The organism is Kineosporia rhizophila (assembly GCF_021277265.1).
Classification (GTDB): Bacteria; Actinomycetota; Actinomycetes; order Actinomycetales; family Kineosporiaceae; genus Kineosporia; species Kineosporia rhizophila.
In genome coordinates this window covers 619449-633727 of record NZ_JAJSOH010000002.1, presented here as the reverse complement: position 1 = coordinate 633727, position 14279 = coordinate 619449, and the positions used below count along the sequence as shown (strand labels likewise).

The 14279-nt window shown below is 70.4% G+C and carries 11 protein-coding genes; 9 read left to right on the top strand and 2 right to left on the bottom strand.

Annotation, left to right across the window (positions count from 1 at the left end; all coding sequences use genetic code 11):
* Positions 1–13 precede the first annotated feature (13 nt).
* The 9 genes from metG (at position 14) to LWF15_RS06210 (ending at position 12329) form a co-directional block, all read left to right on the top strand.
* Positions 14–1813 carry a methionine--tRNA ligase gene (metG, locus tag LWF15_RS06255; RefSeq protein ID WP_232809405.1) on the top strand — a complete coding sequence of 600 codons (1800 nt, stop codon included), beginning with the start codon at positions 14–16 and terminating at the stop codon, positions 1811–1813.
* 60 nt (positions 1814–1873) lie between these two features.
* The gene (locus tag LWF15_RS06250) at positions 1874–2740 is read left to right on the top strand and encodes a TatD family hydrolase (protein WP_232809404.1); all 867 of its coding nucleotides are present in this window, start codon (positions 1874–1876) and stop codon (positions 2738–2740) included.
* 368 nt (positions 2741–3108) lie between these two features.
* On the top strand, positions 3109–4242 hold the full coding sequence (locus tag LWF15_RS36055) for a ubiquitin-like domain-containing protein (protein ID WP_332879877.1): 1134 nt from the start codon (positions 3109–3111) through the stop codon (positions 4240–4242).
* A 97-nt stretch (positions 4243–4339) separates the two neighbouring features.
* On the top strand, positions 4340–5206 hold the full coding sequence (rsmA, locus tag LWF15_RS06235) for a 16S rRNA (adenine(1518)-N(6)/adenine(1519)-N(6))-dimethyltransferase RsmA (protein ID WP_232809403.1): 867 nt from the start codon (positions 4340–4342) through the stop codon (positions 5204–5206).
* A 10-nt stretch (positions 5207–5216) separates the two neighbouring features.
* Positions 5217–5576: a VOC family protein gene (locus LWF15_RS06230; protein ID WP_232809402.1), complete on the top strand. Its 360-nt coding sequence runs from the start codon at positions 5217–5219 to the stop codon at positions 5574–5576.
* A 116-nt stretch (positions 5577–5692) separates the two neighbouring features.
* Positions 5693–5866, top strand: coding sequence for a hypothetical protein (locus tag LWF15_RS06225; RefSeq protein ID WP_232809401.1), 174 nt, complete (start codon positions 5693–5695; stop codon positions 5864–5866).
* A 48-nt stretch (positions 5867–5914) separates the two neighbouring features.
* On the top strand, positions 5915–9397 hold the full coding sequence (locus LWF15_RS06220) for an ATP-binding cassette domain-containing protein (protein ID WP_232809400.1): 3483 nt from the start codon (positions 5915–5917) through the stop codon (positions 9395–9397).
* A 164-nt stretch (positions 9398–9561) separates the two neighbouring features.
* Positions 9562–10506, top strand: a complete 945-nt coding sequence (locus LWF15_RS06215; protein ID WP_232809399.1) for a 4-(cytidine 5'-diphospho)-2-C-methyl-D-erythritol kinase — start codon at positions 9562–9564, stop codon at positions 10504–10506.
* Positions 10506–12329 (top strand): ABC-F family ATP-binding cassette domain-containing protein, encoded by a 1824-nt coding sequence (locus tag LWF15_RS06210; RefSeq protein WP_408622665.1) that lies wholly within the window; start codon positions 10506–10508, stop codon positions 12327–12329. The genes LWF15_RS06215 and LWF15_RS06210 overlap by 1 nt, the downstream gene beginning before the upstream one ends.
* A 21-nt stretch (positions 12330–12350) precedes the next feature.
* Here the strand turns inward: LWF15_RS06210 and LWF15_RS06205 are convergent, their stop codons facing one another.
* Together LWF15_RS06205 and LWF15_RS06200 are read right to left on the bottom strand one after the other, a co-directional pair.
* On the bottom strand, positions 12351–13262 hold the full coding sequence (locus LWF15_RS06205) for a carbohydrate ABC transporter permease (protein ID WP_232809397.1): 912 nt from the start codon (positions 13260–13262) through the stop codon (positions 12351–12353).
* On the bottom strand, positions 13259–14254 hold the full coding sequence (locus LWF15_RS06200) for a carbohydrate ABC transporter permease (RefSeq protein WP_232809396.1): 996 nt from the start codon (positions 14252–14254) through the stop codon (positions 13259–13261). Before LWF15_RS06200 ends, LWF15_RS06205 begins: the two co-directional genes overlap by 4 nt.
* Positions 14255–14279 lie beyond the last annotated feature (25 nt).

The following is a 14279-nucleotide window of genomic DNA, read 5'->3' as shown; positions in this document are numbered from 1 at the left end:
AAAGATCTAAGGCATGACCAGGATCCTCACCGCGGTCGCTTGGCCCTACGCCAACGGCCCTCGTCACATCGGCCATGTCGCCGGCTTCGGCGTGCCCTCCGACGTCTACAGCCGCTACATGCGGATGGCGGGTCACGACGTGCTGATGGTGAGCGGCACCGACGAGCACGGCACGCCGATCCTGGTCCAGGCCGAGCAGGAGGGTGTGTCGCCGCGCGAGCTGGCCGACCGCTACAACCGCATGATCGTCGAGGACCTGCACGCTCTCGGCCTGTCCTACGACCTGTTCACCCGCACCACCACCCGCAACCACTACACCGTTGCGCAGAAGCTGTTCCGCACCGACCACGCCAACGGCTACATGATCGAGCAGACCACCACCGGGGCGGTCTCGCCGTCCACCGGGCGCACCCTGCCCGACCGGTACATCGAGGGCACCTGCCCGATCTGCGGGTTCACCTCGGCCCGGGGCGACCAGTGCGACAACTGCGGCAACCAGCTCGACCCGTCCGACCTGATCGACCCGAAGAGCCGGATCAACGGGGAGACGCCGAAGTTCGTCGAGACCACGCACTTCTTCCTCGACCTGCCCGCGCTGGCCGAGGCGCTCGGCGACTGGCTGCGCACCCGTGAGGGCTGGCGTCCCAACGTCCTGAAGTTCTCGCTCAACCTGCTCGACGACCTGAAGCCCCGGGCGATGACCCGGGACATCGACTGGGGCATCCCGGTGCCGCTGCCGGGCTGGGAAGAGAACTCGCACAAGCGTCTGTACGTCTGGTTCGACGCCGTCGTCGGCTACCTCTCGGCCTCGATCGAGTGGGCCCGCCGCACCGACGACCCGGAGCAGTGGCGCAAGTGGTGGAACGACTCCAGCGCCGTGTCCAACTACTTCATGGGCAAGGACAACATCACCTTCCACTCGCAGATCTGGCCGGCCGAGCTGCTGGCCTACGCGGGCAAGGGGGCCAAGGGCGGCGAGCCGGGTGAGTTCGGTGAGCTGAACCTGCCCACCGAGGTGGTCAGCAGCGAGTTCCTGACCATGGAGGGCAAGCAGTTCTCCTCCAGCCGCGGCGTGGTCATCTACGTGCGCGACATCCTGTCCCGCTACCAGCCCGACGCGCTGCGCTACTTCATCTGCGCGGCCGGGCCGGAGAACCAGGACACCGACTTCACCTGGGCCGAGTTCGTCCGCCGCACCAACGACGAGCTGGTCGCCGGCTGGGGCAACCTGGTCAACCGCACCGCCTCGCTGATCCACAAGAACCTGGGCGCCATCCCCGAGGCCGGTGAGCTGCAGCCGATCGACCAGGCCGTGCTGGAGACCACGAAGGCGGGTTTCGCCACGGTCGGCGAGCTGCTGGCCACGCACAAGCAGAAGGCCGCACTGACCGAGGCGATGCGGGTGGTGGCGGAGGTCAACCGCTACCTGTCCGAGACCGAGCCGTGGAAGCTGAAGAAGACCGACTTCGAGCGGATGAAGACGGTGCTGCACGTCGCGGCGCAGGCGATCAACGACTGCCGGGTGCTGCTGTCGCCGTTCCTGCCGCACAGTTCGCAGCTGGTGCACGAGGCGCTGGGCGGCACCGGCACGGTCTCCCCGCTGCCGGAGATCCGTGAGGTGGAGGATCTCGACGGTGGCCAGGGCTACCCGGTGCTGATGGGCAACTACAAGCTCGGCGAGACGGTGGCGGCCTGGGAGTCGGCGCCGATCGTGCCGGGCACGGCGGTGCCCGCGCCCACCCCGATCTTCCGCAAGCTGGACGAGTCCGTGATCGAGGAAGAGCTCGCGCGGCTGGCCGACAAAGACAAGTAAGGAGCAAATGGGGGACATGTGTGGGCCTGGTGCCCACGCACGTCCCCCATTGGTCTGTTGATGAGTAAGAAGAAGAACAACGACGGCCCTGTCCCGGTCCCGCCGGCGCTCCCGCTGCCGGTGGTGGACAACCACACCCACCTCGACCACGTGCGGGGCACCGACGTCGGTGAGGTCGCGCAGTTCGAGGCCGTGGAAGCGCTGATCACGCAAGCGGTTTCGGTGAACGTGACGCGGATGGTGCAGATCGGCTGCGACCTTCCGGCCGCTCGCTGGACCGTGCAGGCCGTGGACCGGTTCCCGCAGTTGCTCGGTGGTGTGGCCCTGCACCCCACTGAAGCAACGAAACATGCTGCAGCGGGCGACTTCACGACCGCCTTCGACGAGATCGAGAAGCTCGCCGAGCATCCCCGTGTCCGGGTGGTGGGGGAGACCGGCCTGGACCACTACTGGGTGGACGACGAGGCCGGCCGGGCTGCGCAGGAGGAGAGTTTCCGTCGGCACATCGACCTCGCCAAGCGGCTGGGCAAGGCGCTGCAGATCCACGACCGGGATGCGCACGACGACGTGATCCGGGTGCTGGAATCGGAAGGGGCGCCGGAAAAGACGGTGTTCCACTGCTTTTCCGGCGATGCGGCGATGGCCCGGCTGGCCGCCGACCGAGGCTGGTACCTGTCGTTCGCCGGCACGGTGACGTTCAAGAACGCCGCCGACCTGCGCGAGGCGCTGGCCGCGGTGCCGCTGGAGCAGGTGATGGTCGAGACCGACGCCCCCTACCTGACTCCCATGCCCCACCGCGGACGTCCGAACGCCAGCTACCTGGTGCCGCTCACGGTGCGGTTCATGGCCGAGACGCTGGGCCGCGATCTGGACGAGATGTGCGCCACTCTCAGCGCCACCTCCGAAACGGTTTACGGACAGTGGTGACCCGTGGTGAACGAGTGCTCCTCTAGCCCAACCGGGACGATCTACGGGGGAGTTCGTGACATCTCGCGGTGTCACGTTTTCGGGGGTCGCCGAAAGCCCTGAAGCGCACTATTTTCCGCCCCTCGGGCAGCCGCGCAGAAGCCGTCCTGACCTGCGTTGATCGGTTTCGGGTGGGTCCGCGCCGAGATCCGGGCCGGCAACTTCGGCTTGGGAATCGGTTGCGGTTCGATTACGGTGTGCGGTCGACAGCCGGGATCGGACCCTCCCGGCGGAGAACCGGGCCACCCGCGAGGGTGGTCCGGACCCGCGATCAACCCTCCGGATCGCCTCCGCCGACCGTGCCCGGGGAGTACGAGGCTTGGAGCATCGTGCGCTCGCTCGTCCACAGCAGACCCGCGCGGTACATCGCGCAGGCAGCAGTTCTCGCCGCAGCGGTCGGCGGCAGCGTCTGGTACAGCCAGGCGAACAAGACCATCACCCTCTCCGTCGACGGCCGGACGACCGAGATCAGCACGTTCTCCACCGACGTGGCCGACATCCTGGCCGACCAGAACATCCAGGTCCGCGAGCGCGACCTGGTCGCCCCGGCCGTCGACAGCAAGGTCGGCGAGGGCGACACCGTGGTCGTGCGCTACGCGCGCCCCCTGAAGCTCACGGTCGACGGCGAAGAGAAGACCTTCTGGACCACCGAGCTCAGCGTGGACAAGGCGCTGCTGGCTCTCGGGGTGCGTTCCGAGGGCGCCGAGCTCTCCGCCTCCCGCTCCGCCCGGATCGACCGGGCCGGCCTGACCATGTCGCTGACCACGCCCAAGGCGGTCACGCTGGTGGCCGACGGCGAGCGCGAGAAGATCACCACCACCGCGGCCACGGTCTCCGACCTGCTGACCGACGAGAAGGTGAAGGTCGGCTCGCTGGACAAGCTGTCCCAGGTGCCGAGCACCCCGCTGCGTGACGGCCTGACCGTCAAGCTGGCCCGGGTCACCCGCGACGAGGTCACCAAGACCGGTTCGGTCGAGCACAAGACCCGCCGCACCGAGACCAGCAAGCTCTACGAGGGCCAGTCGAAGGTGGTCACCGAGGGCCGCGACGGCGTGCAGAAGTCGGTCTGGCAGATCACGAAGACCGACGGCAAGATCACCAAGCGCAAGCTGATCGACACCGACGTCACCCGCAAGCCGGTGACCGAGGTCGTCCAGGTCGGCACCAAGGCCCGCCCGGCCACGTCCTCCGGTGGCAGCTCTTCGGGCGGTGGCAGCGCCGGCGGCGCCGCCTCCGGGCTGAACTGGGCCGCGCTGGCCGAGTGCGAGTCCGGTGGCAACCCCTCGGCGGTCAACCCGGCCGGCTACTACGGGCTGTACCAGTTCAGCCTGAGCACCTGGCAGTCGGTGGGCGGCTCGGGCAACCCGGCCGACGCCAGCGCCTCCGAGCAGACCAAGCGGGCGCAGATTCTGTACAACAAGGCCGGCGCCGGTCAGTGGCCGGTCTGCGGCAAGCGGCTCTGACCACAACGCAACAACCCACCTGAGGACGGGTGTGGGCCCTGAGGCCCACACCCGTCCTTTGGTCGGTGCCCGACTCGGGAAGGTAAGGTCGGCGGCTGTGTCCACGACGTCTCCGGCCCTGCTTGGCCCCGCCGACATCCGTCAGCTGGCCGGACGGCTCGACGTCCGCCCGACCAAGCAGCTCGGGCAGAACTTCGTGGTCGACGCCAACACCGTGCGCCGGATCGCCCGGCTGGCCGAGATCGGCCCGGACGACCTGGTCACCGAGATCGGCCCGGGCCTGGGCTCGCTGACCCTGGCCCTGCTGGAGACCGGGGCGCAGGTGGTCGCGGTGGAGATCGACCCCAAGCTGGCCGCCGAGCTGCCGGCCACGATCGCCACCCGCTGCCCGCCCGAGGTGGCCGCCCGCTTCAGCATCGTCGAGTCGGACGCCCTGCTGGTGCAGGCCGCCCAGCTGGAGGTCGACGGGCGCACCCCCACCGCCGTGGTCGCCAACCTGCCCTACAACGTGGCCGTGCCGGTGCTGCTCACCCTGCTGGAACGCATCCCCACCCTGCGCTCGGGGCTGGTGATGGTGCAGGCCGAGGTGGCCGACCGACTGGCCGCCCGGCCGGGTGAGAAGGCTTACGGGGTGCCCTCGGTCAAGGCCGCCTGGTACGCCGACGTGCGCTGGGCCGGCGCGGTCTCCCGGCAGGTGTTCTGGCCGGTGCCCAACGTGGAGTCGGGCCTGGTGCAGTTCACCGCCCGCCCGCACCCGGTCGCCGACGTCAGCCGGGAAGAGGTGTTCGCCTGCGTCGACGCGGCCTTCGCCCAGCGCCGCAAGACCCTGCGGGCCGCCCTGGCCGGCTGGGCCGGTTCGGCCGACGCCGCCGAGGCCGCTCTGCGCAAGGCCGGGATCGACCCGAAGACCCGGGGCGAACGACTCACCGTGGAACAGTTCGCCGCCCTGGCCGCCGCACGCTAGCTTCGTCGTCATGCCGACGATCCAGCCGATGCTGATGACCGCGGACGTGGCCCGGCTCACCGCGTTCTACACGCAGGTGTTCGGGGCCACCGAGACCTCCCGGGAGCCGGCCGAGGGAGACGTGTTTTACGTCGGCCTGAAGATCGGCGACAGCGAGTTCGGCATCGTCTCCGAACCGCAGATGCCGGCCGGTGAGCCGGGACGGGTGCTGCTGGCCATCGAGGTGGCCGACGCCGACGTCACCGCGGTGAAGGTCGAGGCGGCCGGCGGAAAGGTGCTGGGCCCGGCCAACGACATGCCCTGGGGGCAGCGGGTGGCGCACGCGCAGGACCCGGACGGCACCACCCTGAACCTCACCCAGAATCTCTGAACACCGGCCGTTCGCGGGCCGTCCGCACGGTCCTTACGGCGGATTCTCTCGCCAGGGTGACGATATGTCCGTGTCGCCGGGAGGCGTGGCGCGTTCCGGGGTCGTAGCGTCTGCCCATGCCGACGACCGACAGTGAGACTCCGGGCACGCCCACCATCAGCGTGTCCACGATGAGCTCGATCAGCATCGACCTGGACCGGCGGGCGGCCCTCCTGGAGATTCCGGGGCAGTCCTCGCGTGCTCAGACGTTCAGTACCCCGAAAATTCGTTTGAGCCGCAGGCACATCTGACGGCAGTGTAGGGAGGCCGCCCCCAGCCTCCCTAAGGATCCGTCTGTCATGCGCCTGCTCCGAGATCTCTGGCAGACCTCACCTCGTCGGTGCGCAGTGGTGGTGGCGCTGGTGATCCTCGGCGGCGCCGGGCAGGCGGTGGCCACCGCGCTGGCCGGGCCGGTGCTGGTGGAGCGCTCCTGGCTGATGTTCACCCTGCTGGCGATCGGTCTGTCGCTGACCGTGGTGGGCGATCTGGCGGTCAACATGATCGCCGCCGGGCTGACCGCCGACTGGTCGGCCGACCTGCGCCGCCGGCTGTGCCGGGTGGCCTTCGCCCAGCCGTTGCAGACCCTCGAGGGCACCCCGGTGGGGGAGCTGCTCGACCGGATCGACGGCGACATCTACCAGGTTGCCAGCGAGATGCGGAACACCGGCCTGCGGATCTTCCAGAGCCTCACCGTGGCCGTCCTTTCCATCGTCACCGCGTTCTTCGTCTGGTGGCCGGCCGGTGTCGGCATGACGCTCGTCGTCGCCCTGATGGTGAAGACGCTGGCGGGGCCGATCCAGCGGATCAACCCGGCCCGGATGCGCGAGGAGGAGGCCTGGTCGGACCTGGCGGCGGTGATGGAGGAGTCGATCCACGGCCAGGACGACGTGCGCACCACGCTGGGCCGGCCCTACGTGCTGCGGCTGTACGCCGACCGGGCCAGCCAGGTGCTGGCCCGGGGCCGGGTGGTCTGGCGGCTGAGCGCGAAACTGGCGGTGGTCGCCTCGTTCGTGGTGCGGACGTCGATCGTCCTGGTGGTGGTGGCCGGCGTCTGGGCGCTGCAGGCCGGTCACGTCGACGGGGCCCGGCTCACCTCACTCTGGCTGCTGGCCCTGGCTTTCGGCGCCACCGTCGACCACATCAGCCGGATGGTGCCGCACCTGCAACAGGCGCTGGGCGCCTGGAGCCGGGTGCAGCAGCTGGCCTCGGCCGAGGTCGAGCCGGTCGGCGGGGACGTGCCCGCCGAGGGCGAACTGGTGCTGAAGAACCTGACTTTCGCCTACCCGGGCAGCGACGACGACTCGGGGCGGGGCCCGGTGCTGCACGACGTGTCGCTGACCTTCGTGCCGGGCCGCTCGTACGCGCTGATCGGCCGCACCGGGTCGGGCAAGTCCACGCTGACCAAGATCCTCACCCGCTCGGTCGCGGTGCCGCCGGGCACCGTGCACCTGGCCGGCACCGACCTCACCGGGATCGACCTGGAGCTGCTGCGGCGCTGGGTGGCGGTGGTGCCGCAACGCACCGAGATCCTGGCCGGCACCCTGGCCGAGAACATCGCGTTGTTCGACCCCGAGCTGGTCGGCTCGGCCGGCCGGGTGATGGCCGAGCTGGGCCTGGAGAACTGGGTGGCCGGGCTGCCGGACGGGCTGGACACCCGCCTGGGCGACGAGGGCTACGTGCTCAGCGCCGGGCAGGAGCAGCTGGTGGCCTTCGGCCGGATCCTGGTGCGCGACCCGCACCTGGTGATCCTCGACGAGGCCACCGCCCGGATGGACCCGGTCACTGAACTGCAGGTGCAGCGGGCCTCGGCGCGGCTGCTGGAGGGCCGGATCGGCATCGTGATCGCGCACCGGCTCTCGTCGGTGGCCGACTGCGACGAGGTGGTCGTGCTGGAGAACGGCCGGGTGGTCGAGGCCGGTCCGCTGGCCCGCTCGGAGCGGTTCGCCCAGCTCGCCGAGACCAGCCGGATGCGGGCCCCGGAGCTGGTCTCGGCCGGGGTCCCGGCTCAGCGTTCGGGAGTGCTGCTCGCCGACGCTCCCGAGCTTCCGGTGCAGGCGGCCTCCCAGGCGCCGGGCCGGACCGACCCGCCGCCCGCCGGGGAGCCGGTGCGCGGTTCCACGGTGTCCGAGATCCTGCGGCTGCTGCGCAACGACCCGCGCTACGGGATGGGCGCGCTCGGGGTGTTCCTGGTCATGCTGCTGCTCGGCCTGGACGGCTCGGTGCTGCCCTGGCTCTGGGCCGATCTGGTCGACGGCGAGGGTGGGATGTTCTGGCCGGCCGCCGGGATCGTGGCCGCGCTGCTGGTCACCGCCCCGCTGCCGTGGTTCCCGGACCGCTGGTTCCCGGAGTGGTGGGTGCGCCAGATGCTGCGGATCAGCGCCCGGCTCACACACGCCCAGACCGGTGAGCGGCGGGTCAGCAACCACACCCCGGCAGCGGTGATCGCGCAGTCCGGCGACACCGAGCGGGTGGTGCAGCTGGCCGACAACGCCATGGACAACGGGATCGCGATCCTGGTCATGGCCGCGATGACGGCGATCTCCGGCTCGATCGTGCCGGCCCTGTTCTTCCTGGCCACGATGGTGCTGTCCGGGCTCGCGGCCACCCTGTTCGGGCCGAAGCTGGAAAAGGCGGCCAACCGCACGGTGAAGGCCCGCGCGGCGTTCGCCACCTCGCTGGTCTCGTCGCTGTCGGCCTCCCGCACGGTGAAGCTGAGCGGGGCCACCGGGCCGGTGCTGGACCACCTGGCCGGGCTCGACCGGGTGCGCAGCGACCGGCAGCGCGACGAGATCATGATCCAGGTCTGGTCGCGCTCCACCCCGGCGCTGACCACCGGCCTGCTGCCGATCGGGGCCTGGGCGGTCTACCTGACCGGCGGCCTGAACGCGGCCGGGGTGCTGATCGCGGTGTCCACCCTGGGCTCGGCCCGCTGGTTCGCCTGGACCACGGCGGCGTTCGTGTCCCAGCTGCCCTCGGCCCGGGTCTGGACCGAGCGCACGCACGCGATGATCGGCGGCACCAACTACTCGGCGCCGGTGGCCGACCTGGACATCTCGGCCGGTACCGCGCCGAGCCCGGTGCTGCCCTCGCGCGAGCCGCTGCGCGAACTCACTCTGTCCCGCTTCACCGCGGTGCACGAGGACGGCATCGTCGGGGCCCGCGACGTGGACCTCACCGTGCGGCAGGGCGAGCTGGTGCTGGTGGTCGGCCCGGTCGGCGCGGGCAAGTCCTCGCTGCTGCGGGCCCTGGCCGGGATCGTGCACCACACCGGGTCGCTGGCCTGGAACGGTTCCGAGGTCACCGAGCCGGCGCGGTTCCTGCGGCCGAACCAGGTGGGTTATGTCGGCCAGGTGCCCCGGGTGCTGTCCGGCACGATCGCCGACAACATCGCCCTGGGCCACGACGTGGAGGTGGCCACCGCGGTGGCGACCGCCCAGCTGGAGCGGGACCTGAAGGACTCCGGCGCGGGCCTGGGCCTGATGATCGGCCACAAGGGCACCCGGCTGTCCGGCGGTCAGCTGCAGCGGCTGGCCCTGGCCCGGGCGCTGGCCCCGCGCACCGAGCTGCTGGTCGCCGACGACGTGTCCTCGGCGCTGGACGTGGCCACCGAGCTGGACCTGTGGCAGGCGCTGCGGGAGCACGGCGTGACGGTGGTCGGCTCGACGTCCAAGCGGGCGGCGCTGGAGCGGGCCGACCGGGTGGTGGTGATGGTCAACGGGCGTTCGGCCGCGCAGGGCCGCTGGGCGGAACTGGAGGACGACTGGGGTCACCTCGCGGGGTGAGTGCAGTGAGCGTTGCGGCACCCTTCTCAACTTCTGGTTCGGCGTGTTGTGTTTCCCAGGGCGGGCGGGGGCTTGGGACGGCGTTCAGCAGGTCAAGCGCGCGGGCCCGCGCGCGAGGCCGGGCTGGGTGAGGGGGGAACGCAAAGCTCGAATAGAGTGGCGACATGGCGGCGACGGAAGCAGTGATCGTGCGGGCGCCCGCCAAGATCAATCTTGAGTTGCGGGTGGGCCCGGTCCGGGACGACGGCTATCACGAGCTGGCCACCGTGTTCCACGCGGTGGCCCTGTTCGACGACCTGACCGCCCGGGCCACCGAGCCCGGCTCCGGGGTCTCGATCGTGGTCGACGGCATCCAGGCCGACGAGGTGCCCACCGACGGCTCGAACCTGGCGGTCAAGGCGGCCGAGCTACTGGCCGCGCACATCGGCCTGGAGTCGGCCGACGTGGCGTTCGAGCTGCGCAAGGGCATCCCGGTGGCCGGCGGCATGGCCGGGGGGTCGGCCGACGCGGCCGCCGCACTGGTCGCCTGCGACGCGCTCTGGCACGCCGGGCTCGACCGCGAGCAGCTGCACGGGCTCGCCGCCCAGCTCGGCTCGGACGTGCCCTTCTCGCTGCTCGGCGGCACGGCGATCGGCGGGGGCCGGGGCGAGGTCCTGACGCCGGTGCTGGCCCGCGGCGAGTACATCTGGGTCATCGCCCTGGCCGGCCGCGGCCTGTCCACCCCGGGCGTCTACGGCAAGATCGACGCGATGCGCGAGGCGGGCGAGGCCCCGCCGCCCACGCCGGTCCCCGAGATCGACGACGCGCTGATGGCCGCGCTGCGGGCCGGTGACGCCGAGGCGCTCGGCGCCACCCTGCACAACGAACTGCAGCCGGCCGCCCTGGCCCTGGCGCCCGAGCTGGAGCAGGCGCTGGAGATCGGCCGCAAGGTGGGTGCACTCGGTGGCATCGTCTCCGGGTCCGGCCCGACCACCGTGTTCCTGGCCCGTGACTCCAGTCATGCCCTTGATCTGGCGGTCGCCCTGACCGCCTCCGGTGCGGCGGTCGACGTCCGCCGCGCCAACGGCCCGGTTCCCGGTGCCCGTCTTGTCGAATCGGTGCGGGGATAGTGGCTCACCTTCTCAATGCGGAGTCCGTCACGGTCGTGCACGGCTCCCGAACGCTTTTGGACGCGGTGTCGCTGGGTCTGGACGACGGTGACCGGATCGGTGTGGTCGGCCGGAACGGCGAGGGCAAGTCCACCCTGCTCCGGGTGCTCGCCCGCCGTCAGGAACCGGACGGCGGCCGGGTCACCAGGGGCCGCGACGTGCGGCTCGGCGCGCTCTGGCAGGAAGACCGGCTCGATCCGGAAATGACTGTGCGGCAAGCAGTCATGGGGTCGCTGGAGGCGCACGAGTGGGCCGGTGACGCCCGGGTGCGCGACGTGCTCGGGGGGATCCTCGGCGGGCTCGACGCGCCCGCGGTCGGCGGGCTGGACGCGAAGTTCGGCCGGCTCTCCGGTGGTCAGCGGCGCCGGGTCGGCCTGGCCGCCCTGCTGATCGGTGAGCACGACCTGGTGATGCTCGACGAGCCGACCAACCACCTGGACGTGGAGGGTGTGGCCTGGCTGGCCCGGCACCTGAACGAGCGCTGGCCGGCCGGTCGCGGCGGGCTGCTGGTGGTCACCCACGACCGGTGGTTCCTGGACGCTGTCTGCGGCAGCATCTGGGAGGTCCACGACGGGGTGGTGGACAGCTACGAGGGCGGTTACGCGGCCTACACGCTGACCCGCGCCGAGCGCGCCCGGGTGGCCGCGGTGACCGAGGAACGGCGCCAGAACACCCTGCGCAAGGAACTGGCCTGGCTGCAGCGCGGGGCCCCGGCCCGGACCAGCAAGCCGCGGTTCCGGATCGACGCGGCCGAGTCGCTGATCGCCGACGAGCCGCCGCCGCGCGACCAGATGAACCTGGCCAAGATGGCCACCGCCCGGCTCGGTAAAGACGTGATCGACCTGGAGGACGTCACCGTCACCCTGGGTTCCGGCGACGAGGCGAAAACCCTTCTCGAGCACGTCACCTGGCGCCTCGGTCCGGGCGACCGGATCGGCATCGTCGGGGTCAACGGCTCGGGCAAGACCACGCTGATGCGGATGATGCTCGGCGGCCCGGACGCCCCGACGCCCACCGGCGGCCGGGTGAAGCGCGGAAAGACCGTCCAGGCGGTGATTCTCAGCCAGGACGTGCGCGAGCTCGACGCGGTGGCCGACCAGAAGGTGCAGGAGGCGGTCGAGAAGGTCCGCGGCACCGTCCGGATCGGCAACAAGGACGTCACCGCCGGGCAGCTGCTGGAGCGGCTGGGCTTCACTAAAGACAAGATCTGGACCCGGGTGGGCGACCTGTCCGGTGGTGAGCGGCGCCGGCTGCAGCTGCTGCGCCTGCTGATGGGCGAGCCGAACGTGCTGCTGCTCGACGAGCCGACCAACGACCTGGACACCGACACGCTGGCGGCGATCGAGGACACGCTGGACGAGTGGCCGGGCACGCTGATCGTGGTCTCCCACGACCGGTATCTGCTGGAGCGGTTGTGCGACCGCCAGGTGGCCCTGCTCGGCGACCGTCAGATTCGCGACCTGCCGGGTGGGGTCGAGGAGTACCTGACCCTCCGGGCCCGCCAGGAAGAGGCGCAAGCCTCACCGACGTCTTCAGTTTCTGAGAGCCGACCCGAGCGCAAGGTTTCCGCCGCGGACGCCCGGGCTGCCCAGAAGGAGATGAACCGGCTGGAGCGCCAGATCTCGAAACTTGCTGCGCGCGAGGAGAAGCTGCACGCCCAGATGGCCGAGAAGGCCACCGACTTCGCCGCCGTGGCCGAGCTCGACGCCCAGTTGCGGGAGCTCACGGCCGAGAAGGAAGCACTGGAAGAAGCCTGGCTGGAGGCCGCCGAAACCGCTGGTTAGGGCGGCCCCCAGACCGGGGGTCTACTTGACCGCGCCGAGCGAGAGTCCGCGCACCAGCTTGTCCTGGGCGGCGAAACCGGCGATCAGCACCGGCAGCGAGACCAGGGTGGCGGCCGCGCAGAGCTTGGCCAGGAACAGGCCCTGGCTGCTGATGAAGCCGACCAGGAACACCGGTGTGGTCGAGGAGACGGTGGCGGTCAGGTTCACCGCGAACAGGAACTCGTTCCAGCTGAAGATGAAACAGATCAGGGCGGTGGCCGCGATCCCGGGGGTGACGATCGGCACCACCACGCTCCAGATCGAGCGCAGTACCCCGGCACCGTCGACCTCGGCCGCCTCCAGGATCTCCTTCGGCACCTCGGCCAGGAACGACTGCATCATCCAGACCGCGATCGGCAGGTTCATCGCGGTGTAGAGGATCACCAGCACCCAGATGTTGTCCAGCATCCCGATCCGCTTGACCAGCAGGTAGATCGGCAGCAGGGCGGCGATGGCGGGCAGGAACTTGGTGGAGAGGAAGAAGAACATGACGTCCGTCCACTTCTCCACCGGACGGATCGACAGCGCGTAGGCCGCCGGGATGGCCAGCAGCAGCACCAGCAGCGTCGAGACGACGCTGGCCATCGCCGAGTTGATCAGGTACGGCCCGACCCCACGGTCGAAGAGGGCCGAGTAGTTCTCCAGCGACAGGCCGGAGAACAGGGTGGGCGGGTTGGTCGCGGCGTCCGCCTCGCTGTGCAGCGAGGTGAGCACCATCCAGGCCACCGGGGCGAAGAACAGCAGGGTGGCCACCCAGGCCACCGTGGTCCAGACGAGACCGCCCTTCTCGGCGATGTCGCCCTCGCCCCGGCCGGCCTTCTTACGGCGGTTGAGCAGGGTTCCCTTGCTACCGGAACCGGTTGCTGCGGGTCGGGTCTGGGTCGGTGCGGTCATCGGCCTTGCTCCTCTCGGAAGAGCGAGCTGACCACGCGCAGGGCGAAGGTGGCCACGATGATCGTGCCGATCACGGTCACCACACCGGCCGCCGCGGCCTCGCCGTACTCGAACTTGCGGAACGTGGTCAGGTAGATCTCGTAGGGCAGGTTGGTGGTGGCACTGCCCGGGCCGCCCTGGGTGATCGAGAACACCGCGTCGATGTGCTGCACGATGTAGATCGCCCCGAGCAGGGTGGCCAGTTCCAGGTACTGCCGCAGGTGCGGCAGCGTGATGTAGCGGAAGATCTTCAGGCCGCCGGCCCCGTCGACCCGGGCCGCCTCGATGATGTCCGTGGGCTGGGCCTGCAGACCGGCCAGCAGGATCAGCATCATGAACGGCGTCCACTGCCAGACCAGCGCCGCGATCACCGCGGGCATCGGGTAGTTGGACACGAAGTCGACGGTCGGGCCCTGGTCGGCCCCGAACAGCTGCCAGACCCAGTTCAGGGTGCCGTTGATCAGACCGTAGGAGGGGTTGTAGATGGCGTGCTTCCAGAGCAGGGCCGAGGCCACCGGCATGATCAGGAACGGGGCGATCAGCAGGGTGCGGGCCAGGCCGCGGCCCGGGAACTTCCGGTCCAGCAGGATGGCCAGGCCGAGACCGAGCAGCAGGCTGATGCCCACCGTCCCGACGGTCAGCGTGACCGTGTTGATCACCGCGCTGCGCAGCCGGCCGTCGGTGAAGACCGTGACGTAGTTGTCCAGGCCGACGAACTCGTTGTAGTTGCCCAGGCCCAGGAAGCTCTTGTCCCCGGGGTTCAGGGCACTCCAGTGCAGCGAGGAGATGACCAGGGTGACCAGGAACGGGATCTGGGTGATGACGATGGTGAAGATGAGGGCCGGCAGCAGCGGTGCGCGCCGGATCCACCGGGACCTCGATGAGGTCCCGGTGGCCCGGCGCGCCGGCGGAGCCGCGTTCTCATCCTGATGCGTTTCGGCAACGGTAGACATTGCCACTCCTCAGGTTTCGAGACGA

What these genes read in the sequence shown, in the direction of transcription:
- LWF15_RS06205 (WP_232809397.1), bottom strand. Translation starts at nt 13,262, where the DNA reads ATGACCGCACCGACCCAGACCCGACCCGCAGCAACCGGTTCCGGTAGC.
- LWF15_RS06220 (WP_232809400.1), top strand. Translation starts at nt 5,915, where the DNA reads ATGCGCCTGCTCCGAGATCTCTGGCAGACCTCACCTCGTCGGTGCGCA.
- LWF15_RS06200 (WP_232809396.1), bottom strand. Translation starts at nt 14,254, where the DNA reads ATGTCTACCGTTGCCGAAACGCATCAGGATGAGAACGCGGCTCCGCCG.
- metG (WP_232809405.1), top strand. Translation starts at nt 14, where the DNA reads ATGACCAGGATCCTCACCGCGGTCGCTTGGCCCTACGCCAACGGCCCT.
- LWF15_RS06230 (WP_232809402.1), top strand. Translation starts at nt 5,217, where the DNA reads ATGCCGACGATCCAGCCGATGCTGATGACCGCGGACGTGGCCCGGCTC.
- LWF15_RS06225 (WP_232809401.1), top strand. Translation starts at nt 5,693, where the DNA reads ATGCCGACGACCGACAGTGAGACTCCGGGCACGCCCACCATCAGCGTG.
- LWF15_RS06215 (WP_232809399.1), top strand. Translation starts at nt 9,562, where the DNA reads ATGGCGGCGACGGAAGCAGTGATCGTGCGGGCGCCCGCCAAGATCAAT.
- LWF15_RS06250 (WP_232809404.1), top strand. Translation starts at nt 1,874, where the DNA reads ATGAGTAAGAAGAAGAACAACGACGGCCCTGTCCCGGTCCCGCCGGCG.